Origin of the sequence: Pseudomonas sp. HOU2 (assembly GCF_040729435.1) — a bacterium.
Lineage (GTDB): Bacteria > Pseudomonadota > Gammaproteobacteria > Pseudomonadales > Pseudomonadaceae > Aquipseudomonas.
This window is the reverse complement of the sequence record NZ_CP160398.1, coordinates 1,850,900-1,872,847: the sequence shown is the minus strand read 5'-3', so window position 1 is coordinate 1,872,847 and position 21,948 is coordinate 1,850,900. Positions and strand designations below refer to the sequence as shown.

The window sequence follows — 21,948 nt, the reverse complement described above, 5'->3', positions numbered from 1 at the left end:
TGGTTGAGACAGTGTTCACCTCAGGATGCAGGACAAGATCATGACTCAACGCAATCTGGCTCCATTGTTGGAAAAACGCCGCACAGCCTTGGTCGATTACTGCATCGGTCAGGTTGCCAGGCACAAGTACGCCTTCGTGAAAACGCCGCAGGATCTGTTCGAGTTGTTGCGCATGGACCCGCTGGACAACTACCCGGTGCAAAGTTCGTGGGTCGCCGAGGCGACCAGTAGCGCGCAGCAATTCATTCATGCGGCGTATCGCAAGCTTGAGCCGGGCTACAAAAACACGACTTTTCCAGCGCAGGACCTGAAACTCTGGGAGCTGTACAGCAATTACCCCGACTGGGCGGCGCTGGCGTTGATCGCGGTCTATCCGGAAAACTTCATCAACCCCTTTGTGCGGCAGCGCAAGACCCGTTTGTTCAAGGCTCTGGAAAATGACCTGAATCAAACGCGGCTGACCGGCGATTCGGTGCAGCGTGCGTTGCAGGGATATCTCAAGGTATTCGAGCAGACCTGCAACCTGGATGTCATCAGTGCTTGTCTGGATGGTAATCCGGAAAGCCGTGCAACTTACTATTTCGTCGGCCGGCAGCGGGTGCAGCCATTTCAGTATTTCTGGCGCAAGGCTGATATCGAACTCACCGCTTCCGGCAATCCGGTCAACCCGGCGGCATGGAGTGAGTGGCAACCTGTCGACATTCCGGTGGGGGGCCGGGTTCTGGATATGCGGCCGTTATTCTGGGGCGGACGCTTGTGTCTGGTGTGGGCTGAATGGCGTGAAGAGGTGCGTGCCAAGGATGACGAGAGCTACCTGCCCCACAAGCTGGATATCAATCTGGCGTTCATGAGCCAGAACACAGAATGGTCGGCACCGCTGAGCTTGTATAGCGCTGACCAGGACAGCGACAACAGCGCGGGTGCCCGGTTGCTCGCGACGACGTTGGCCGATGACCTCATTCACCCCAAGGGACGACTGGGTGTATTGCTCACCAACGACAAGACCGGCACGGCTGCGCTGAGGGTGCGCGCAACCCGTGATGTGCTCTTTCGTCCGTTAGCCGAAGACGACGGCAGCTGGCTCGATCACCTGGCCACTCATCGCTTCACCGATGTCCTGACCTTGCAGCATCCGCTGACGCCGAAAAATCAGCCGGTGGTCGCGATCAAGAGCGAGACTTCGGGGAACCTGACGGCTTATTACGGGCTGCAGGCGGTGTTTTCGGAGGTGGGTACAGATGATTATCTGTGGGTCAGGGGGCTGTGCCGGGCGAGGAATCCGGTTGGGGACGCGAAGGTCGATTTTACCTTGAAACTGAACTATCCGGCCGGAGATGATCCAAAAGAAACCAAGGGCCCGCAGTTCGTCGCGGGTGGTTGGGCTACTGACTGGATGAAACTGCAACGCACGAAAGGCGGATTTACCGGGTTGGCCGAATTTACCTTGAGCGGCACAGGCCAAGGCAGCAAGACCTTTACCGTCTCGCTGAACGATATCACCCGTTTCGCACCGCCGACGCTGGAGAAGAACGCGCTGGATGCAGCGCAGTTCATCGGTTTCAGTCAGCCCGGAATATTGCAGCGCGCGCGCTTGAATTCACTGTTTGGCCCTGAACTGGTGCAGCTGAGCAATATTTCCGTGGATGCGGTACTGGACTGGGACACCCAGTTCCTCACGGAACCGGATGCGGCCGCGGGGGCGATCGCCGAGCCGAACGGGGCGTTCGACGGGGCCAACGGTCTGTATTTCTGGGAGCTGTTTTTTCATCTGCCGCATCTGGTGGCGGCCCGTCTGCGGGCCGAGGATCGCTACCTGGAAGCGCAGAACTGGCTGCATTACGTGTTCGATCCGCAAGCGATCGAAACGTCGGTCGAGCCGAAGAAACCGCGTTATTGGCGCTGCCGCCCTCTGGCGAGCGCCGGGAATGTGGGGCACGAAGCCCTGATGCCGACCGACCCGGATGCGATCGCCTATGCCGCACCCCAGCATTACCAGATTCTGGTGTTCACCGAATACGTGAAGAACCTGGTGGCGTGGGGCGACTGGTACTACCGTCAGCTCACCCGGGATGCCTTGGTGGCGGCGAAACTGTGTTATGTGCAGGCGCAGTTTCTGATGGGCAAGCCGCCTTCTGCCCGGGCAGTCACCCGCTGGCAAGCACAGACGGTAGATGACTTGATGAAACAGAGCGCGAGCCGCCCGGCGCTCGAGCAGTTCGAGCAGAAACTGCGGTTTTCCCTGGCTGACATTCCTCCCGCTGCCGAGGCGTCACCGTTGATGGGCCTGCTGGCGAACGAGCCGTTCAAACTGCCGATCAATGAGCAGTTGCTTGACCTGTTCGACTGGCCGGGACAGCGCCTGAACAACTTGCGCAACAACCTGACCCTGGACGGCAAGCCACTGGACGTTCCGCTGTTCAGCCCGCCGACCGATCCCAACCAGTTGTTGCGCGATCTGGCCGCTGGCGGGGTGGGTATGCCGCGACCGATGGGCGGACGTCTGGTGGTGGGCGCCTTTCGCTGGCGCGTCAGCTACGAGGCGGCGTTGCGCGCCGTGCAGACACTGCAGGAGTACGGCAGCCAGGTATTGCGCCTGCTGGAACAGCGCGATCGGGCCGAACAGGAAGAACTGCAGCAAGAGCACCTCAAGGAACTGGGCGACTACGCCCGCACTGCTCAAGAACAGTCCATTGCCCAGCTTGAAGCGAGCCTCACCGCTTTGGGCCAGAGTCAGGCCATGGCCCAGCAGAGGGCCGATCGATACAAGGCCTGGTACGACGAACACATCAGCGATGCCGAATACCAGGTCATGGAAAAGCTGCAGGCCGTCAAATGGATGAATGCCGGGACGCACGCGATCAAGACTGGAGGCGCGGTTGTGGGGGCGCTGCCGAGCATTTTCGGCATGGCCAACGGTGGCCATCGTCCAGAAAAAATTGCTGATGCCGTGGTTTTCGGTCTGGAAATCGGCGCGATGCTGTTGCAGATCGACGCGGATAAACAAGCCATCACCGAAAGCTACCGCCTGCGCCGCAGGGAGTGGGAGTTGCAACGGGATCAGGCACTGGCCGAAGTCGGTGCGATCGCCGAGCAGATCACCGCGCAGACATTCGCCCTCGAGGCGGCCAGGACGAGTCTGGAGCAAACCCTGCGGGCCAACGGTCAGGCACTGGTGCTCTACAACTACCTGAAGAAACGCGCGACCAATGCAGAGTTGTTCGGCTGGCTGCTGGGCCAGCTCAAGGCCCTGCACTATCAGGCTTACGATGCGGTGGTCAGTCTGTGCCTGAGTGCCCGGTCGTCGTTGAGTGCTGAAACCGGCGATTACGAAACCGCTGAGGCCTTGCCGCAGGTCTGGCTGGACAACCGTCACGGGCTGACCGCCGGTGAACACTTGCGTGAATACCTGCTGCGTATGGATCGCCTGTACCTGCAAAGTCATGAGCGCCGCCTGGAGCGGGTCAAGACCATTTCGTTGCGACGGCTGTTCGATGACAAGGTGGATCCGCAGACGGGATTCTCCGACTGGACCCAGGCGCGGGACGAGTTGATCGACAAGGGCATGCTGGAATTCCAGCTGACGCAGTTGTCTTTCGATCGCGATCACCCGGGCGAGTATTGCCGGCTGCTCAGTCTGGTCGAGGTCGACCTGCCCGTACTGCTCGGACCTTATCAGGATGTGCAGGCGACGCTGCTGCAGGTCGGCAGCATGACCGCTACCCAGGCCTCGGCGCGCTCGGTCGAGTACCTGCATCAACCGGCGGGCAAGGTGGCGCCGATCGAGGTGCTGTTCAATCTGCGCAGTGGCCAGCAGATCGGTTTATCGGTGGGGATCGCCGACACCGGCATGAACGCCGGTAAACCGGATGATGGCTTGCTCAACCCGTTCGAGAACACCGGTGCGATCTCGCGCTGGCAATTGCACTTTCCCTGGCCGCAGAGCGAGCGGCAAGCGCCGATGCTCGAATCACTCACCGACATCATTCTGCGCGTCCGCTACACGGCCAAGGCCGGTGAGCCGACGTTTACCCTCGCCGTCAAAGACCTGGTCACCCGGGCGCTGACGTCCCGCCAGTCAGGCAATACCAAAGGAGCAGGCCATCATGGTTAAACCCGTCATTAAGGCTAATGACAGTCTGGTGCTCAATGGTAATTTCAGCGAGGCCTTGAAACATTGGGAAAAGGGGCCGGTTAACAGCCGCTGGGTTACGGTCGTGGGCGAGCCGTACGAAGGTACACAGATCAGGATGCTTTCAGTAGGAAACCTAGGCTCTGCCTTTCAGGAAATGACCGCACCTGCAACGCCGAGCGCCGGAGCCAGGTATGTGCTGAGTTTCCTGTATGAAACGCGGCATACCGAAGCGGGCCGCATGATATTCACTGATGAAAGTGGGATCACGCTTAGAGAAATCCCGTTGCCGCCCGGCATCCCTCGTAACCATGAAGAGGACCAGGCACGGATCACTCAAGGGTTGCCGCTGGAATTCAGACCGCTCAAGTACAACGCCGTGCTCGATTTGCCGTTGCAGCGCCAGGACAGGATTCGCGTCACAGTGGTCGCTCCGGGTAATGCTGATCCAGAGGACTATCACCTGAAGGTTTTGAGCACTCGTATTCGCCTGGACGTGGAACTTGAGCCCGCGCGGATGCAGACGGTGAAGGTAGACGCGGAGCAGTTGTCACCCGGCAAGCTGGTTTACCTCTGCCTGGGCGTGGACGGGAGCTTCCAGCACCAGCTTGCGTTCGTACTCGACCCCGACAGCCCCTGGCTGCACACCAAAGCGGCATTGGTGAGCGATGACAATCCACAAGGCGCGGTTACTGCGACGCCTGACTGGGGCGTCGATCAACCGCTGGATTCACCGTGGATCCTGCAGTGCCCGCTGATTGGTGATCAGGATCCTTACCTGTTCACGGTGCAACTGGTGAACCAGTACACCGCCGAGCCGTATTCGATGCAAGTCTCGCTGGGGCATCACCGGCTGGTGTTCCGTGAGGTGCTGGAGGCGGCGTATTTCCCGGTGCTGGAGTTGACGCAATCGGTGCGTCTGGGGGTGCGAGTGGCCTCCTGGTACACCGGTCAGTATCTGGCCGGTCGCACGGTGACCTGGGCGAGTGAGGGGCTGGGGGTATTGGGCACGACACCGACCGACGCCGAGGGCTGGGCGTATTTCGATTACCTGCCAACGGTCGCTGGCAAGCTTGTTATCCAGGCCTCGGTGGCAAGCCCCTACTATGCCAGCGGGGTCGAAACCACGACGCTGGACGTTCAGGTGCTGGCGACTGATCCATGGAAGGATCTACTGGCGGTGGTAGAAAGCAACGCCTTGCCCTGGGCGCAAAAGACCGGTTATCCCAATCGTGGCTCGACCTATCAACTGAGCGTGCGTGTGCCTGAAGTGTTACGCGATACCGAATTGGCAATGCACTGGGAAGGGGATTCCGCGGCACAGTTAGGCGTACAGGTACGTCCCGAGCTGGAAAAATTCGTCCCCGTCGGTACCGCCGATCTCAACTGGGAACTGGTCTGCCGGGACGAGCTCGACGGGCGTTTCCAGTTGCAGCTGTCGTGCTCGAAGTTACTGCTGCGCTCAGACAGGAAACCGATGTCACTGGCACGCAATCTGGTGCGCATTGGCGACGTTCAGGAGGCCAACAAGTTTCCCGTGGTGGACGAAGGCGAGAGCGTGCTGCTGCGTGTGCAAGTGGTGCATATGGTCGCCAGCGGCGAAGGTGATCCGGTCAACAATGCACAGGTGGACTGGGATACACCCGAAGGCACGATTGCCACCCGATCGGGGATCGGTGGCTGGGCCAGCGTGCTGTATCAACCGAGCCGCGCCGGTGAGCTGGTGGTGAATGCCCGCGTGCGGGCGCATGACGAAGCGGTGCCGATGGAGCGACCGTTTGCGGTCAAGGCACTGCAGAGCAGCCCTTGGAAAGGCAAAATCAACATCCTGTTTGACGGCAATGAGGTTGACCTGACCGAATTGGGCCTGCTGTGCTGGCGCGGAGACCCGCACACCTTGCGGATAGAAATCACGCCCGGCAGTTCGCTGAATGGCGAGATGGTCACGCTGAAATGGCGTGGCGAGCCGCCGGGGATCGGCTTGATCGTCTCGGATATCGACAAGCCGTTGCGGCTTGGGCCATTGGGGCTGGAATGGCACTTCAGTTCGCAGAACGCGTCGAGTACCAGCAGCCTGTTCAGTCTGGCCTTGAGCACCCCGGGGCTTGCATCGCCCCGGGAATTGTTTGGTCGGTTGATTTCCACGCAACTGATGGATGAATTGACGCTGATGCTGGATCAGGTGACCGCCACTGCCGCGAGTCAGACACTGTTCCCGTGCATTGGCGCCGTACACAGCTTGCGCTATCTGCCCAAGGCCTTGAGTCCGCTGGTGGGTTTGCAGGCAACGCTGGTGTGGCAAGGCACGCCGGCTGATGATCTGGAAGCGAGTATTGAACCGCCCCTCGATCAAGCTCAAAAAATCAGTGACGGTGGTGTCGGCTGGAGTCTGGATTTCACCTCGAGCAAGGTCTCCGGCGCCTTTAGTGTCGGGCTTTTCTTGTCTTCCCTGGATCGCTCCATGAGCACCAATCCGATGCAGCTCGCTCACAACAAGCTGCGAATCGAAGACTGGCGTGAGTCAGCGATTGACGCCGTCATCGGCAAGGATAAGGCGTGGAGCTGGGTCAGGGTGGTTTCGGCGTTCACCGGGCAAGCGGTGGCACAGGTGGCAGTGCAGTGGAAATCCGCTGGCAGTTCAGACACCGTCGTCAGCGATGCACTGGGCTGGTCCGGGTTTGCGCTGGTGCCGAGCAGTCCCGGTGAGCAGAACGTCGTGGCCAGTGTGTTCAGCCCGTTCGACGGTTATGAAGAGCAGCGCGCCTTGTCCTTTACAGCACTTGGCCGTGACCCTTGGGAAGATGTGCGGGTGAGTTTCGACGGGCATGATGAACATCCATGGGGCAGTCACACCTACTTTCCGCGACGCAATGGCTCACATGCCATCGAAGTACTGCTTCCGGAAGGCAGCCCGTTGTTCAAGCAGGAGCTGACCCTGGGCTTGACCGGCACCGGCCCTGCGGAACTGGGTCTGAGTTTCGAACCTGCGCTCGGCGCATCGCGCCCCTCGGCAAGCGGTTTGAGCTATTCCCTGCGTTGCGCCGACCTGAAGGACGGTGGCTTCGCGCTGCGCCTGGGAGCGGAGCGCCTGGCCAATCTGTCACCGGCCAATGCGATGTCGCTGGGGGAGGGGGCGCAGGTGTGGAAACTCCTCACCCATAGTAGCGTTCAGCAAGTGGTGGAATGGGAGCAGGAGCTGGTCGAGCAGGTGACAGTGGTGTCATCCATTTCCGGTCAAGGTATCGCCGGGGTATTGGTGACCTGGCGCAACGAGGATCTGGGGGCGGTCACCAGTCTGACCGACTTTTATGGTGTCGCCACTGTGCGCTTCAAACCGCAGACGCCGGGCGCGGCGGTAGTGACGGCGAGTGTAGGAGGCGCGGTTCGTTCGGAGTCGGTTGATCTGCCGTACACGCTTGAGGAACCGCGAGTAATCAGCGAACTGTATGAGCCGGAAGATTCACGCTTGCCACCCAATGAGGAGCGCGCGCACGCCATTGCCAAAGTGGTGTCGGCACATACCGGTGTGCCGCTGGCGGGTGTGCAAGTGCACTGGGATTTTGCCGGGACTGCCTTGACGCCATCGGTGACGGATGAGGAGGGTCTTGCCCGTTTGACCTTTACCTATCCGGCTGACTCGCAGGGAGTTTTATCGGCCATTGTCCGAGGCGGGCTGGGTGGCTGGGATATGGCGCAACTGGGGTATTACGGCATAGTGCCGGTGATTGAGTCGTTGACCAGCCCCGCGCAAACCATTCTTCCCGGCCAGCGAATCATTGCGGAAGTGACCGTTGTATCGCATTCAAGCGGCAAGCCCGTTGGTGGAATAAACGTCGTATGGGCGTTTCCAGGAAGGAATTTACCTGACACCAAAACAGGAGTTGACGGCAAATCGCGGGTGGACTTCGAACAGTGGGAATTGGGGACTTTCGTACTCACTGCAACGGTAGGCTTCCAAAATTCACAATCGCTGGAATTTTTCGTTAGTCATGACTTGGAGCTAAAGGATCTGACGGTGGCCAGTACGGCTGTGGAACTTTCCAAACCGCAGTCTGTGCAGGTACAAGTGCTGAACCGAACTACCGGCAGGCCTGCAGAAAATATAGAGGTGACCTGGTCTTTAACGGCAAATCAATCGGTGGTGGTGACAACTGATGCGAGCGGCTGGTCTCGGCATTCGGTTCTGCCGACGGAGTACCCCGACACCGGAATAGCAAGGCTCAGTGCTTCCGTGAGGAGCGGGCGAGACGGTGTCACGGATGGTGTTGATGTATGGGTGAGCGACTATGACAATCGTGTGATAAACGAAGTTGGACTGTTGGCCGACAATTTGATCATTACCATTCCGTTTCATACGATTAGTCCTCTAGTGCAAGGCAGCGAGGTCAGCATTCAGGGAGTTTTTCCAGTCGATTGGATCGGTCGGCAATGCTCTGTCGGATGCACTCATCCAGGCATCATCTTTACTCCAGCTATCAATGTGCTAAGGAGAGTCGACCAACGCATTGTCCTCTGGAAAATGAAGGTAGATGTTCCCGTGCAAACGCAATTTGCGATGTCGTTGTATAGTCCGGGCATAGTTGGTTCACATGGTGCTCGATTCCGGGTCATCGCGCGGAGCGCGAATGAGGATGCAGAAGATAAATAACGCGGCACTGACTGGATGCCGTTAGCGGCGTGAGCTTTCATCTGTTCCCACGTCGTTAAATTGCTCCGACCTTCTTCCAGCTCAAGTATCGCGTCACCATTGCTGAGCCCAGTTCCTCGGGGCGCACATCCAGCACCTGAACTGCATGAGCATTCAACTGCTCATGCAGTTCGGCCCGGGCATTGAGATAATCCACCGTGCCGCAATAGACCAGTGCTTCTGGCAGTGTTTGTACCGGGGCATTGCGCACGCGGTCGAGGGCTTCCTCGCGCAGGCTGACCACCAGCACTTGATGCTGCTGGCTCAGACGTTTGACGCTGGGGAGAAGGTCTTCGCTGTCCTCGTCACGCAGGTTGGTCAGCAGCACGATCAGCGCCCGGCGCTTCTGCCGGGCCAACAGCTGGCTGGTCGCGGTCGAATAATCGGCAGGACGCTGACTGCTGTCCAGATCATAAACAGCGTTGAGCAGGACCTTGAGCTGACTGGCACCCTTGATTGGCGCGAGAAAACGCGGTTGCGCGACGGCGAATGTACTCAATCCCACCGCATCGCCCTGACGCAGCGCGACATGGCTCAGCAGCAGACACGCATTCAACGCATGGTCGAAATGCGACAGCTCGCCATCCTGGCTGCGCATTTGCCGCCCGCAATCGAGCATGAACATGATCTGTTGATCACGCTCGTCTTCATACTCGCGGGCAATCGGCGTGCGCTGACGGGCGGTGGCTTTCCAGTCGATCTGGCGCAGGCTGTCGCCCTCGCGAAATTCGCGCAACTGATGAAATTCCTGACCCTGCCCGCGACGCTGGCGCTGGCGCACACCGAGCTGGCTGAGCCAGTTGTCCACCGCCAACAACTGCCCACCGTAGAGCTTTGCGAAGTCCGGGTAGACGCGGATCTCGCCGCTCACGGCGAGCAGGCGTTTGCCTGTCCACAGACCGAACGGGCTGGGCAGGTTGATTTCGCAATGCTCGAAGCTGAAGTGCCCGCGCTTGAGCGGGCGCAGACGGTAGCCGACCGCGCTGAATTGCCCGGGTTGCAGTTCAATCGCCAGCGGCAGGTTTTCGAAGCTCAGGCCCTGTGGCACGTGGTCGAAAATCTCTACCGCGACCGGCTCGATGAAGTCATGGCTGAGCTGCAGCCGCACCTCGCTCCAACGGCCGAGTGCCAGGCTGCCGGGCATCTGCCGCTGGATGCGCGGCGAGGGCAGGTTGTTCAGGCGCAGCGCATCGATGATCGCCAGCACCAGCAGGGCCAGGAGCAAGCCCCAGTTGATCGACAACAGCGTGGCGGGTACGTCGATGTCTAGGGCTTGCAGCGTGCCCAGCAGCGTGCCGACGGCCAGCAGAATCGCGAGCCAGATCAGCAGCAGGCGTGACGGTTTCACAAGCGCGGCGCCGGCACTTGGTCGAGCAATTGTTGCAGCACCTGATCGACCTGCAGACCTTCGATGTCCAGCTCCGGCGCCACTCGCACCCGATGGCGCAGCACCGAGAGCGCGCAACCCTTGATGTCATCGGGAATCACGAACTCGCCGCCGCGCAGCAACGCACGGGCGCGGGCGCATCGCACCAGCGCAATCGAGGCACGCGGCCCGGCGCCGAGGCTCAGGCCGGGCCAGGAACGGGTGCTGCGCGCTAGCCGCACGGCGTAATCGAGCACTTGATCGTCGATCGGCAGGTCGCTGGCGATGCGTTGCAGGGCTTGCACGTCCTTGGCTTGCAGGACCGTGCGCAGCGGCTGCACGTCGAGCATGTCGGCGCGGGTCGAGCGGCTGACCTGACGCACCATGTTCAGCTCTTGCTCGGCCTCCGGGTAATCCATGCGGATCTTGAGCATGAAGCGGTCGAGCTCGGCTTCCGGCAAGGGATAAGTGCCTTCCTGCTCGATCGGGTTCTGGGTGGCGAGCACCATGAACGGCTGGGCGATCGGCAGCGCCCGGCCTTCGAGGGTGACCTGGCGCTCCTGCATCGCTTCGAGCAACGCCGCCTGGGTTTTTGCCGGGGCGCGGTTGATCTCGTCGGCCAGCAGCAGGTGGGTGAACAACGGCCCCTTGCGCAGCTTGAATTGCTCGGTGTGCAGGTCGTACACCGCGTGGCCGGTGACGTCGCTGGGCATCAGGTCCGGGGTGAACTGGATGCGCGCGAACTCGCCGCCGAAGCAGCGCGCCAGCGCCCGTACCAGCAGCGTTTTGCCCAGCCCCGGAACGCCCTCAAGCAGCACGTGACCGCCGGCGATCAGCGCGGTCAGCACATCGTCGATCACGCTGTTCTGGCCGATCAGGGCCTTCTGCAATTCGCCGCGCAGCGCTTGCGCCAACTGACTGGCACGCTGGCGTTGCTGGGCGGCGTGGCTGGCGCTGCCGGGCTCGATCTGTTCACTCATAGCGTGTTCCTCAAGGTTTGCAGGTGGGCCACCTGGCGACTGAAATCAGCGCTGCTCATGCGCTGTTTCGGCACCGGGCTCAGGGCCTGACTGATGGCGCGGGTTGGCTGGCGGGTCAGGCGCGACAGCACCAGCCATTGCTCGGCCACGTTCAATTGGTCGAAGCCGGGATGACGGCGGCGGGCACGACGCAGCACGTCCTGCTGCAAAGCTTGCAACAGCGTGTGCTGACCGTTGTGGCGCAGGATGAAATCGGCACTGGCGCGCAGGTGCTCCTGCAACTGCCGGCGGCCACTCGCGGCGGGCGCCTGCAATGGCCCGTGGCGCACAGCAACGTGCCACAGGCCGAGGCCGATCAGCGCCAGCAGGGCGACGATGGCTTGCGGGAAGTAACGCCAGAGCAAGGTCAGCAGACCATCATGCACCGTGTTGAAAATCAGCGTGACGTCAGTGTCGGCGCTCAGGTACCAGAGCAGCCAGGCGTTGTCGTGCTTGTTGATGGCCGGGGTCTTCCACAGTTCGGCATCGGTGACCACGGTGATCGAGCCGAGGCCGTACGGCAGTTGCATCATGTGCGTGGCCTTGGCGCTGTTGGCCCAGGCCTGGGCGAGATTGTTCGGATCCTCCAGATGGAACGCGGTGTCGAAACCGGCGTAGGCCGGCGCGTCCTCGTCTTCCAGGTAGAGCTTGGTCAGGTTCGGGTACGGATCATCGGCCAGCTCCGCCGGCGGCTCCTTGAGATCCTTGCTCAGGGACTGGTGCAACTGCACCCGATCCAGCAACAGGTCAGCGCTTTGTCTGGCCTGCTTGTCCCACAACGCTTCGGCCACGAACACCAGGCGCCCACCGGCGCGGGCCCAGTTCAACACTTGATCGACCTGACGCGGGGTCATGCGCGAACGTTCGCCGAACAACAGCAGAGTGTGCCGACGCGGATCGATATCCGGCAGCACCGCCAGCGTTTCGGCATGGCCGACGTTGAGCCCGCGTTCACGCAAAAACATCTCTGCCGCCAGATAAGGATTGGCCTGTGCCTGGGGCGAAGGGCCGTGATCGATCACTTCCTGATAGGGCCGGGCCTTGAGGTACAGATAAATGCTCAACGCCGCGAGCAGGGCGACGATCAGCCCGCCGAGCAGCCACGCGCTGCGCCGGTTCAAGTGCGCGCTCCATGGTCGAACAAGGCGCGCCAGCCGTCACACAATTCCTGTTGCAGATGCGCCGCCGGTACGCGGTGCCCGTAGGCCATGTTCTGCCAGTGCTGCGTCAGGCTGCGACTGAACGCCAGCAGTTCAGGGCGCTGCAGTTGCTCGACCCGCAGCAGCACTTGATGCTCGGTGTCAGCGGGTTTCAAGGTCAGGGCAAAGTCGTGCAGCAGACGGCTGAGTAATCCGCGATAGAGCAGGCCCAGCGCGGCGCGCGGCTGGGTCTGCCAGAGTTGTTCGGCACTGGCGGCGATGTCGTCGGGCAGGGTTTGCGGGCTCAGATCGAGGCCGAATGCCTGCTGCGGTGCAGGTGGCCTGACGCGGGCGGGCAGCTTTGACCGGCGACTGACGAAGGTGTGCAGGAACTCGCGATAGCGCCAGATCAACCAGCCGACAGCGGCGATCAACGCCCCCCACAACAGCACTTCAATCAGGCCCGCCAGCGCATTGAAGCGTTGACTGTCCAGCCAGCCGAGCAGGGTTTTCAGCCATTGCGGCGCCTCACCGGGTTTACCCTGGGCCGGGGCTGCCGGGTCGTCGCCAAAGCGATAGCGGGTCACGCTTTCCTTGTTCTTGAACGGCGGTTGTTCGAGCAGCGCCTTGATGCTGTCGTGCGCAGCCTGACTGGTCAGCGGTTGGTGCAGCAGGCGGGGTGCCTCCGGTGCGCTGGCGGGATCGGCCGCAGCCCATACGGGTGGCACCGCCGGCAGCAACAGACAGACCGCCAACAACAAACCCACCGCGCTGCTGTTCAGGCGCTGGCGCAAACGGCGGAATACCAGCTCGATGTCCCACGCTTCCAGTGCGGTGCGCCGGTTCAAATACAGGCTGAAACCGCAGGCGACATAAATCGGTTCCCAGACCACCAGTACCAGCGCGTAGAAAGCGTTGGTCAGGTGTTCCAGCCAACGCCAGTGGTGATCGGTGTCGAGGATCAGCGATTGCCAGTCCCAGTCGGTTTCAATCTGCTGTGGCAGCAACATGTAGAACAGCACCATCAGGCCGATCCACAGTGCGGTTTCCAGATGCATGCCGATGATCGTCAGCCATTGCGCGGCGCCGGCATTGCGTTGCAGCAACACCTGCAGGCGTTGCTGACGGGCGGTACCGTCGAGGCCTTCGAGTTGCAGCACCGGCAGCAGGAAACTGCGACTCAGGCTCAGGCGGCGCCAGGTCAGACTGGCCAGCCATTGTGGTTTGAGCAGCCGCGGGAACTCACGCAGGGCTTGTTTCAGTGTCGGTGTCTCGCCGAACAGTGCCTTGGACAGGATGTACAGCGGCAGGCGTTCGTAGACCGGTTTCAGCCACCAGAAAATCAACACCGCCAGCGACGGCGAATCCCACAGCAACAAGGTCAGTACGGCGAACAGCGGCAGGGTGACGATGGCCCAACTGGTCATCAGCAAGCGTCGATGCTGCTGGCTCATGAGCACGCCGAGGTCCATGGCTTCCCAGCTGGTGCGCGGGCGGATCGCCACCGTGGCGTCACTCAGGCGCATGGCGTGTCCTTCCGGCGAACAGCAGATAGACCGCCACTGCGATCCACAACGAGGCACCGACCGCATATTTGATCGGCGGTGTGACCCCGGTCTTCGACGACCAATACGCTTCGATGAACGCCGCGATCAGCAGGAACAGCATGACGCCGCACACCAACTGCACGCTTTTGCGCGCCGCCTGCACCAGCGCCTCGCCGCGCATCAGCCGCCCCGGCGCAATCACTGCCCAGCCGAGTTTCAGCCCCGCTGCACCCGCCAGGGCAATGGCGCTCAGTTCGAAGGCGCCGTGGCCGATCACGAATGACCAGAACGTCTGGCCAAAACCGATCTCGGTCAGGTGCCCGGCCACCGCGCCGATGATCAATCCGTTGTAGAACAGGAAGAGCGCGCTGCCCACGCCCAGCAGCAAACCGCTGGCGAAGGTCTGAAAGGCGATGCCGATGTTGTGCATCACGTAATAACCGAACATCACCCAGTCTTCGCTGGCCGCTCGTTCGGCCGAGCGCCCGAGGTGCCCGGCCACCGGGTCGTACATGCTCTGCATGTCGCGCACCTGTTCGGCGGGGATCAGGTTGTAGACCAATTCGGGAAAGGCATACACCAGCAAGGCAAAGCCGATCAGGCTGCCGAAAAACACCAGACCGGCGGCCAGCACGAACGGCCATTCGGCACGCACCAGTCGAGGGAAGTCAGCGAGGATGAAACCCAGCAGGTTGGCGCCGAAACGACTGCGGTGCCGATACAGCTGCTGGTGACCGCGCAACACCAACTGTTGCAGCGAGTCGATCAGAAAACTGCTGTAACCACGCTCCTGTGCCAGCGCCAGATGCTGGCAGAGGCGTCGATAAGCCTTGGGGAAAGCGGCCACCTGCGAGGTGTCCTTGCCGTGTTCGAGGCGTTCGAGGGCCAGGGTGAAGCGCTCCCATTCGGCCTTGTGGCGAGTTTCGAAAAGACTCTGCTTCATGTCGGACCCAACAAGCCGCGGGCGATGCCATTGAGTTCGCTGACCGCTTTGGGCGCCGTGATGTGCAGCGGTTGGGCGAGCAGCGCGGCCAGCTCGTTGACCCGCGCCGGCGACAGTTCAGCCTGGCGTTCGGCGAAGGCGAGCAGGGCGCGTTGTTCGCCGAGGTTGAGCGGCACCGGTGAACGGCGTGGCTGGGCGTCAGGTAATTGCGGGCGGAGCAGGGCGCGTTCGCTGTAGACCACCAGGGTGCCGGCGGCGATGTCGCCGAGGCGTTTGAAGGTGGGATGTTGCAGGCAACTGATGGCGCCGAAGGCATAACCGAACGGCAAGAGATCGACAAAACGCAGCAGGTTGCGCAGCAGCGAGGCCGACCAGCCGATCGGTGTGCCGTCATCGTGGATCACCCGCAGGCCCATCCATTGCTTGCCCGGCGAACGGCCCTGACGCAGCACTTCGAACAGCACCATGTACCACCAGCTGACGGCAAACAGCAGCAACGAACCGAGACCGATGCCGAGCTTGCCGAGAAACGCCAGCAGCAGAAACAGCACGCCGAGGATGGCCCCGCGAATGCCCAGGTCGATGCCGAAGGCGAGGCTGCGCACCATCAGACCGGCCGGGCGCAACGGCAGGTCGATGCCCTCCGGCGTTTCCACTTGATAGCGGGTATCGAGTGGCGGGTTCAGCGGTGCTTTCCGTGGCAGTGCTGTGTTCTCGAGCATGGGCTACCTGATGGGGCCGGATCGGGATGCGAAGTCCGTCCGATGCTAGCAGCCTCTTGGGGGAAAACGACATAACTATGTATTGCACATCGTGTGATGCGCGGTGGTTGAATGACACAGCGCTGGCCGCGACGGCCGTTCAACGCCTAGACTTTGCCGATCTTCAGTTCAGGAACCGCCCGTGACTTCAATCTTCTGGTACGACTACGAGACCACCGGCATCAATCCGCGCAACGACCGTCCGCTGCAGGTCGCCGGGATTCGCACCGACCACGACCTCAATGAAATCGACGAACCGGTCAACCTCTACTGCCAGCCCAGCGAAGACATCCTGCCGCACCCGGCGGCGTGCGCGATCACCGGCATCACCCCAAGTCGTCTCGCCGAACAGGGTCTGAGCGAAGCCGACTTCATGACCCGCGTGCACGCACAACTGGCGGCGCCCGGCACTTGCGGCGCGGGTTACAACACCTTGCGTTTCGACGACGAGATGACCCGCTACAGTCTCTATCGCAATTTCTTCGATCCGTACGCCCGTGAATGGCAGGGCGGCAACAGTCGCTGGGACCTGATCGATGTGGTGCGTGCCGCGTATGCGCTACGCCCGGAGGGGCTGGTCTGGCCAACCGATGACCAAGGCAAGGTGACCCTCAAGCTCGAACGCCTGACGGCCGCCAACAACATCGACCATGGGCATGCCCACGAAGCGCTCTCGGACGTGCGCGCCACCATCGCGCTGGCGCGGTTGATCCGCGAGAAACAGCCGAAGTTGTATGACTGGCTGTTTCAACTGCGCAGCAAGCAGAAGGTCATGGATCAGATTCGTCTGCTGCAACCGCTGGTGCATATCTCTGGACGATTTTCGGCGGCGCGGCACTATGTCGGTGTGGTGCTGCCCTTGGCCTGGCATCCGCGCAATCGCAATGCGCTGATCGTCTGTGACCTGCACCTCGATCCGCAAGGCTTGCTGGATCTGGATGCGGAAGCCCTGCGCCAGCGCCTGTATACCCGCCGCGACGATCTCGCCGAGGGTGAACTGCCGGTGCCGCTCAAACTGATTCACATCAATCGCTGCCCGGTGGTGGCGCCGTTGTCGGTGTTGCGCGCCGACGATCAGCAGCGCCTGGGTCTGGATATGGCGCTGTATCAGGCGCGTGCACTGCGGCTAAGTGACGCACAACAAGTCTGGAAAGATAAAGTCGCGGCGATTTACGCCAGCGAAGACTTCACGCCGAGCGAAGATCCGGAACAGCAGTTGTACGATGGATTCATCGGTGATCGTGACCGGCGTCTATGCGAGCAAGTGAGGACGGCTGATCCGGCGCAATTAGCGCAAGAACACTGGCCGTTCGATGATGAACGTCTGCCGGAATTACTCTTTCGATATCGCGCACGTAACTTTCCCGATACGTTGAATTCCGAGGAGCAAGAACGCTGGAGAATATTCTGCCAGCAGCGTTTGTCCGAGCCGCAAATGGGCGCGCCTAATACCCTGCAATCTTTTGCCGAGGCCGCGCAGCAATGGGTGCTTAGTGCTACGCCGATACAGAATCAAGTGCTCAATGAGTGGCAGAATTATGTCCAGGCATTGCGCAAACGTTTGAATCTTTGAAATCGAACATAGTGTGCCCGTGAAATGCCGGGCATAAAAAAACGCCAGCATATGCTGGCGTTTTTCATGGGCCGCAGAATCAGTCTGCGACAGGCGTTGCGGCTTAGCCCAGCAGGGTAGCCCAGCCTTCAACCACGTCACCGCCCCACTTGGCTTTCCACTCTTTCAGAGTCTTGTGGTTGCCACCTTTGGTTTCGATGACTTCGCCGTTGTGCGGGTTTTTGTATTGTTTAACTTTGCGCGCGCGCTTGGTGCCGGTAGTTTTGACTGCGGCGCCACGGGTGCCCTTGGTTTTCGATTCCGGATCCAGCAGGGCGATGATGTCGCGCAGGGACTTGGAGTATTCGCCCATCAGGGTGCGCAGTTTGCCTTCGAATTCCAGCTCGGCTTGCAATTTGTCGTCTTGCGACAGGTTCTTCAAACGCGCTTGCAGCTCTTTGATTGCTTCTTCGGTGGCGCGATATTCGTTGATCAAGGACATGGTAACTACCTTATGCGGATGTGTTGAATGGCAGGGACAGTGCCGCAATAATAGTCAGGCTGTTTCATCAAGTAAACATTTAACCGGTTTTTTTATTTGAATTAGTTACGTGGAATAACCGTTGAATTGAATGGTCATTTAAATAATGTGATGCAGTCATCACGAGTATTCACAATTATCTGGCCGAACAGCTTCACTGCAGGACTATAGTTTTGCCGCGCGTGGCGTCAGACGCCGCGAATCGGGCCTGCCTGCGGGGATGTGGTCATCAATACTGCAGTTTCCGCGCACAGTCGCTAGAATGGCCGCCTTTGCGAAGTTCTGGAGTTTCCCCCCCATGCGCACCTTTCGGTTGGTGATTTCCTGCCCTGACCGCGTTGGCATCGTTGCCAAAGTCAGTAACTTTCTGGCATCCCACAACGGTTGGATCACCGAAGCGAGCCACCATTCGGATAATCAGAATGGCTGGTTCTTCATGCGTCACGAGATCCGCGCCGATTCGCTGCCGTTCGGTATTGAAGTGCTGCGCGAGAAGTTTGCGCCGATCGCCGAAGAGTTTTCGATGGACTGGCGCATCACCGACACCGAGCAGAAGAAACGCGTGGTGTTGATGGCCAGCCGCGAATCCCACTGCCTGGCCGACTTGCTGCACCGCTGGCACAGCGACGAGCTCGATTGCGAAATTTCCTGCGTGATTTCCAACCACAACGACCTGCGCAGCATGGTCGAGTGGCACGGCATTCCTTATTACCATGTCCCGGTCAACCCGCAGGACAAGGAGCCGGCCTTCGCCGAAGTCTCGCGTCTGGTCAAACAGCACGATGCCGAAGTGGTGGTACTGGCGCGCTACATGCAGATCCTGCCGCCGGCGCTGTGCCGCGAATACGCGCACAAGGTGATCAACATTCACCACAGCTTCCTGCCGTCGTTCGTTGGTGCCAAGCCATACCATCAGGCGTCGCTGCGCGGCGTGAAGCTGATCGGCGCAACCTGCCACTACGTGACCGAAGAGCTGGACGCCGGTCCGATCATTGAGCAGGATGTGGTGCGTGTCAGCCACAGCGACAGCATCGAAGACATGGTGCGTTTCGGCCGTGACGTCGAGAAGATGGTGTTGGCCCGTGGCCTGCGTTATCACCTCGAAGATCGCGTGCTGGTGCACGGCAACAAGACCGTGGTGTTCTGATCGAATCTGCGCGTACTTGAATAAAGAAGGGCCTGGGCGTTCAATCGTCCCAGGCCTTTTTTCGTTTCAGCCGTTGAGGAACCGCCCGTGAGCGATCCACTGGACAAAGCCACTTCGAAAGCACCTGCCACATTGGGCGAAGGTTGTCTGAGCCGCTACGACCCGGATGACCTCAGTCCGGAGGATGGCACCGAGTTTCCCGGGGCTGCCGAGTTGTGGGAGCAGCTCAAGGAGAAGGCGGACGAACCTGAGAAGCCTGCCTGATCTTCAACAGCTTCTTGAGCAATGGCCGCCCGAGCATCAATAGAAACACCGGCCCGCCCACCACCAGATAGAAATAGAACGTCACCACCCGCCAGATCAGGATCGCTGCCGCTGCGGTGGATTTGCCGACCATCGGCGCCAGCAGCGCCGCCGAGGTCAGTTCTGCCGCCCCAGCGCCACCGGGCAGCAGGCTCATTTGACCAGCCCCCAGCGACAGCATCTGCACCAGAAAACTCCAGGCCCATTGCAGGTCTGCACCCAGCCCGCGCAAGGCCAGGTACAGCACGCTGTAGCGCAGCAGCCAGTGCACGCAGGTCAGGGCGAAGACTTTGATCAGGGTCGGCCACGGCAACTTGAGCGTATCGATGAACGCGGCGAGAAAATGCAGCAGCTTGCGTGCCCAGCGCCGGCGAGTGGCGGGCCGCACGTTCAGGCGAGCGAGCAGGCGCCCGCTTAAAAGGATCAGGCGGCGGTGGTAGCGCGCCAGCAGCACGCAACTGAACAGCCCACCGAACAGCGACACCGCACTGACCATCAGCAACCATTCGAGGCGGTCACTGAGGTGCTGAAACAAGGCGTAAATCAGGATGCCGCTCAAGGCACAGAGAAAGAACAGCAGATCGCTCAACTGATCCATGGCAAACACCGCACTGCCACGGGCCGGGCGCACACCGCTGCGCGCCAGCAACGCCATGATCGTCAGCGGCCCGCCACTGCCGCCGGGCGTGGCGCAGTAGGCAAACTCCGCGGCCATCACCACGCCGAGGCTTTTCAGCGGTGTTACCCGTTCGCGTTGATCGCCCAGCAACAGGCGCAAGCGCAGAGTGTTGATGCCCCAGCAGAGCAGAATCATGCCGAACATGATCAGCAGCCATTGCAGCGGAAAGTTCTGCAGGCGCGCACCGATCTCGCCGCCGCCGAGCAACACCGGGATCAGTACAGCAGCGAGCAGGCCGATCAACAGCACAATGCCGCGACTCATGCAGCGCGCTCCATTCGCCCGCGTTGCTTGCTGAGCCAGTCGATTTTGGTCATGGGCGTGCGTCCTTCTGCCAGCAGCCGTTCAAGGGTTCGTAGCCAGTAATCACGTGCGAAGGCGTGGCGCATGTCTACCGGGTGCAAGCCTAGACGAATCACCGGTGCGTCGCGCCACCGCTGTTCGCGTTGCTCGCTGACAAGTTTTGACAGACCCCGGCGCCAGGCACTGCGCGCGCTCCAGACCAGACCGGGGGCGTTGATCGGGGTGAAATCCGGCAATTGATAAAGATGTTGCGGGTCGCTGCTGTAGCGCAATGGTGTTTCACGAAGCGCCTGGCGCGTGCCCTCGCTCATCAGCCATGCCGGGGCGACGAAGCCGTGCAACGGCCATTCATTGTGCCGGAACAGTTCAATGCCGTCGTGCAGGCGAGCCAGGGCGGCTTCGCGGGACAGGCGATAAAACTCGCCTTCGTGAGTGTAGATCCGGCGCATGAACCAGTCGCGCGGTGTGGTCGGTGTCGGTTCGCGGTCGTCATGGTAATAGCCGTGCAAAGCCAGTTCATCGCCAAGGGCCAGCCGCTCGCCGAGCATTCGGCAAAACGCGGGATGATCCTCAAGTGCGTCGTGACCATGGAAATCCGGAACGACCAGCCAGGTCATCGGCACGCCACCCATTGCATCGACCGCCTCGACAAACGGCCGATAATCCGCCCACGTCGACGGCGCCACGTCGTGCAGCACCAGCAGCACTGCGCGGTCATTCAAGGAATCAGCCATTGGCCACCCTTGGCAGCGAGTGACCGAGCACCGCGTGGTAATGGCCGAGCAGGCTGTCAACCACGCTGTCCCAGGAATAACGCCGTTCGACGTGTTGCCGGGCTTGTTGGCCGAGTTTCACGCAGCCGCGACTGAACAGCTCGCGCACCGCATTGGCCATGGCTTGCGGGTTGTTCGGCGCACAGAGCAAGCCACAGTCTTCGGCAACGATTTCTTCAAACGCACCGGCCGCCACCGCGACCACCGGAATCCCGCAGGCCATGGCTTCGAGGATCACCAGACCGAAGGTTTCCTGATCGCCGGCATGCAGCAGGGCGTCGGCGCTGGCCATCAACCTTGCGACGGTGGCGGCGGGACAGAACCCGTCGATCACGCTGACATTGTCCGGAACCACAGCGGGCATCGATGAACCGACCAGCAGCAGGTGATAGCGTGGGCCGAGACGTTGCATGCATTTGAGCAGTATCGGCAGGTTCTTCTCTTTGGATCCGCGCCCGGCGAAGATCAGCAGGCGGGTGTCTTCGGCAATCCCCAGTTCGGCGCGCAAACCGTTGTCGCGGGCGTCAGGATGGAAGGTCTGCAGATCGACCCCGAGCGGCTGCACGAAGACGTTGTGTACTCCCAGGCCCCGGAGCTTGTCGGCCATCACCTGACTCGGCGCCAGCACCCGGTCGAAGTTGCCATACAGTTTGCTGACGTACGCCTCGACATTCGGCGTGACCCAATGACCCATGCGGTTACCCACCAGCAACGGCAGATCCGAGTGATAAAAGCCGATCACCGGCACGTCCAGTTGCCGTCGTGCATCCAGCGCCGCCCAGGCCGTCAGGTACGGATCGCCGACTTCGATCAGCTCCGGCTGCAAATCCTGCAGGACGTTGCGCCAGGGGGCGAGACGCACGGGGAAGCGGTAACCCTTGCCGAAGGGCAGGGCGGGAGCAGGCACCGTGTAGACGCCATCGTGTTCACTCAAGTGCGCGCCGGGGATCAGCAGGCTGTGGCGAATCCCGGGTTTGACGCCCAGCCGACGATGCTTGGCGTCCAGATAGGTGCGTACGCCGCCGCTGGCCGGGGCGTAGAACATGGTGATGTCGGCGA

15 protein-coding genes are annotated in these 21,948 nt (G+C 61.0%); 5 read left to right on the top strand and 10 right to left on the bottom strand.

The genetic code is table 11. The features are described 5' to 3' along the window. Positions 1-40 precede the first annotated feature (40 nt). Positions 41-4,111 (top strand): neuraminidase-like domain-containing protein, encoded by a 4,071-nt coding sequence (locus ABV589_RS08415; protein WP_367085537.1) that lies wholly within the window; start codon positions 41-43, stop codon positions 4,109-4,111. Beyond that, on the top strand, positions 4,104-8,777 hold the full coding sequence (locus ABV589_RS08410) for a hypothetical protein (RefSeq protein WP_367085536.1): 4,674 nt from the start codon (positions 4,104-4,106) through the stop codon (positions 8,775-8,777). The genes ABV589_RS08415 and ABV589_RS08410 overlap by 8 nt, the downstream gene beginning before the upstream one ends. 55 nt (positions 8,778-8,832) lie before the next feature. Here the strand turns inward: ABV589_RS08410 and ABV589_RS08405 are convergent, their stop codons facing one another. Genes ABV589_RS08405 through ABV589_RS08380 form a run of 6 tightly spaced genes read right to left on the bottom strand, consistent with a single transcriptional unit; the run spans position 8,833 to position 15,552 of the window. Then, complete coding sequence (locus ABV589_RS08405; RefSeq protein WP_367085535.1) at positions 8,833-10,164, bottom strand: DUF58 domain-containing protein; 1,332 nt, start codon at positions 10,162-10,164, stop codon at positions 8,833-8,835. Continuing rightward, positions 10,161-11,162: a MoxR family ATPase gene (locus ABV589_RS08400; RefSeq protein ID WP_367085534.1), complete on the bottom strand. Its 1,002-nt coding sequence runs from the start codon at positions 11,160-11,162 to the stop codon at positions 10,161-10,163. Before ABV589_RS08400 ends, ABV589_RS08405 begins: the two co-directional genes overlap by 4 nt. Further along, the gene (locus tag ABV589_RS08395) at positions 11,159-12,322 is read right to left on the bottom strand and encodes a DUF4350 domain-containing protein (RefSeq protein WP_367085533.1); all 1,164 of its coding nucleotides are present in this window, start codon (positions 12,320-12,322) and stop codon (positions 11,159-11,161) included. The genes ABV589_RS08400 and ABV589_RS08395 overlap by 4 nt, the downstream gene beginning before the upstream one ends. After that, positions 12,319-13,866: a DUF4129 domain-containing protein gene (locus ABV589_RS08390; RefSeq protein WP_367085532.1), complete on the bottom strand. Its 1,548-nt coding sequence runs from the start codon at positions 13,864-13,866 to the stop codon at positions 12,319-12,321. The genes ABV589_RS08395 and ABV589_RS08390 overlap by 4 nt, the downstream gene beginning before the upstream one ends. Beyond that, positions 13,853-14,830: a stage II sporulation protein M gene (locus ABV589_RS08385; protein ID WP_367085531.1), complete on the bottom strand. Its 978-nt coding sequence runs from the start codon at positions 14,828-14,830 to the stop codon at positions 13,853-13,855. Before ABV589_RS08385 ends, ABV589_RS08390 begins: the two co-directional genes overlap by 14 nt. Beyond that, positions 14,827-15,552, bottom strand: coding sequence for an RDD family protein (locus ABV589_RS08380; protein ID WP_367085530.1), 726 nt, complete (start codon positions 15,550-15,552; stop codon positions 14,827-14,829). Before ABV589_RS08380 ends, ABV589_RS08385 begins: the two co-directional genes overlap by 4 nt. 181 nt (positions 15,553-15,733) lie before the next feature. Here ABV589_RS08380 and sbcB point away from each other — a divergent pair, with 181 nt between their 5' ends. Then, positions 15,734-17,164 (top strand): exodeoxyribonuclease I, encoded by a 1,431-nt coding sequence (gene sbcB, locus ABV589_RS08375; protein WP_367085529.1) that lies wholly within the window; start codon positions 15,734-15,736, stop codon positions 17,162-17,164. 103 nt (positions 17,165-17,267) lie between these two features. Here sbcB and mvaT read toward each other — a convergent pair whose 3' ends face one another. Beyond that, on the bottom strand, positions 17,268-17,645 hold the full coding sequence (mvaT, locus tag ABV589_RS08370) for a histone-like nucleoid-structuring protein MvaT (RefSeq protein ID WP_003227581.1): 378 nt from the start codon (positions 17,643-17,645) through the stop codon (positions 17,268-17,270). Positions 17,646-17,982: 337 nt separating this feature from the next. Between mvaT and purU the strand changes: the two genes are divergently transcribed. Together purU and ABV589_RS08360 are read left to right on the top strand one after the other, a co-directional pair. Continuing rightward, complete coding sequence (purU, locus tag ABV589_RS08365; protein WP_003227580.1) at positions 17,983-18,831, top strand: formyltetrahydrofolate deformylase; 849 nt, start codon at positions 17,983-17,985, stop codon at positions 18,829-18,831. Positions 18,832-18,918: 87 nt separating this feature from the next. Beyond that, the gene (locus ABV589_RS08360) at positions 18,919-19,095 is read left to right on the top strand and encodes a hypothetical protein (protein WP_007965915.1); all 177 of its coding nucleotides are present in this window, start codon (positions 18,919-18,921) and stop codon (positions 19,093-19,095) included. Here ABV589_RS08360 and ABV589_RS08355 read toward each other — a convergent pair. The 3 genes from ABV589_RS08355 to ABV589_RS08345 are packed head-to-tail and all read right to left on the bottom strand — an operon-like array spanning position 19,058 to position 21,934. After that, positions 19,058-20,077 carry a lysylphosphatidylglycerol synthase transmembrane domain-containing protein gene (locus tag ABV589_RS08355; protein ID WP_367085528.1) on the bottom strand — a complete coding sequence of 340 codons (1,020 nt, stop codon included), beginning with the start codon at positions 20,075-20,077 and terminating at the stop codon, positions 19,058-19,060. The genes ABV589_RS08360 and ABV589_RS08355 overlap by 38 nt on opposite strands. Continuing rightward, positions 20,074-20,850, bottom strand: a complete 777-nt coding sequence (locus tag ABV589_RS08350; RefSeq protein ID WP_367085527.1) for a polysaccharide deacetylase family protein — start codon at positions 20,848-20,850, stop codon at positions 20,074-20,076. Before ABV589_RS08350 ends, ABV589_RS08355 begins: the two co-directional genes overlap by 4 nt. Then, on the bottom strand, positions 20,843-21,934 hold the full coding sequence (locus tag ABV589_RS08345; protein WP_367086181.1) for a glycosyltransferase family 1 protein: 1,092 nt from the start codon (positions 21,932-21,934) through the stop codon (positions 20,843-20,845). Before ABV589_RS08345 ends, ABV589_RS08350 begins: the two co-directional genes overlap by 8 nt. Between the last annotated feature and the right edge of the window lie 14 nt (positions 21,935-21,948).

Bases quoted from the DNA above. Each gene is read 5' to 3' on its own strand.
- ABV589_RS08415 (WP_367085537.1), top strand. From the start codon at position 41: ATGACTCAACGCAATCTGGCTCCATTGTTGGAAAAACGCCGCACAGCC.
- ABV589_RS08410 (WP_367085536.1), top strand. From the start codon at position 4,104: ATGGTTAAACCCGTCATTAAGGCTAATGACAGTCTGGTGCTCAATGGT.
- ABV589_RS08400 (WP_367085534.1), bottom strand. From the start codon at position 11,162: ATGAGTGAACAGATCGAGCCCGGCAGCGCCAGCCACGCCGCCCAGCAA.
- ABV589_RS08390 (WP_367085532.1), bottom strand. From the start codon at position 13,866: ATGCGCCTGAGTGACGCCACGGTGGCGATCCGCCCGCGCACCAGCTGG.
- ABV589_RS08385 (WP_367085531.1), bottom strand. From the start codon at position 14,830: ATGAAGCAGAGTCTTTTCGAAACTCGCCACAAGGCCGAATGGGAGCGC.
- ABV589_RS08380 (WP_367085530.1), bottom strand. From the start codon at position 15,552: ATGCTCGAGAACACAGCACTGCCACGGAAAGCACCGCTGAACCCGCCA.
- mvaT (WP_003227581.1), bottom strand. From the start codon at position 17,645: ATGTCCTTGATCAACGAATATCGCGCCACCGAAGAAGCAATCAAAGAG.
- purU (WP_003227580.1), top strand. From the start codon at position 17,983: ATGCGCACCTTTCGGTTGGTGATTTCCTGCCCTGACCGCGTTGGCATC.
- ABV589_RS08355 (WP_367085528.1), bottom strand. From the start codon at position 20,077: ATGAGTCGCGGCATTGTGCTGTTGATCGGCCTGCTCGCTGCTGTACTG.
- ABV589_RS08350 (WP_367085527.1), bottom strand. From the start codon at position 20,850: ATGGCTGATTCCTTGAATGACCGCGCAGTGCTGCTGGTGCTGCACGAC.
- ABV589_RS08345 (WP_367086181.1), bottom strand. From the start codon at position 21,934: ATGTTCTACGCCCCGGCCAGCGGCGGCGTACGCACCTATCTGGACGCC.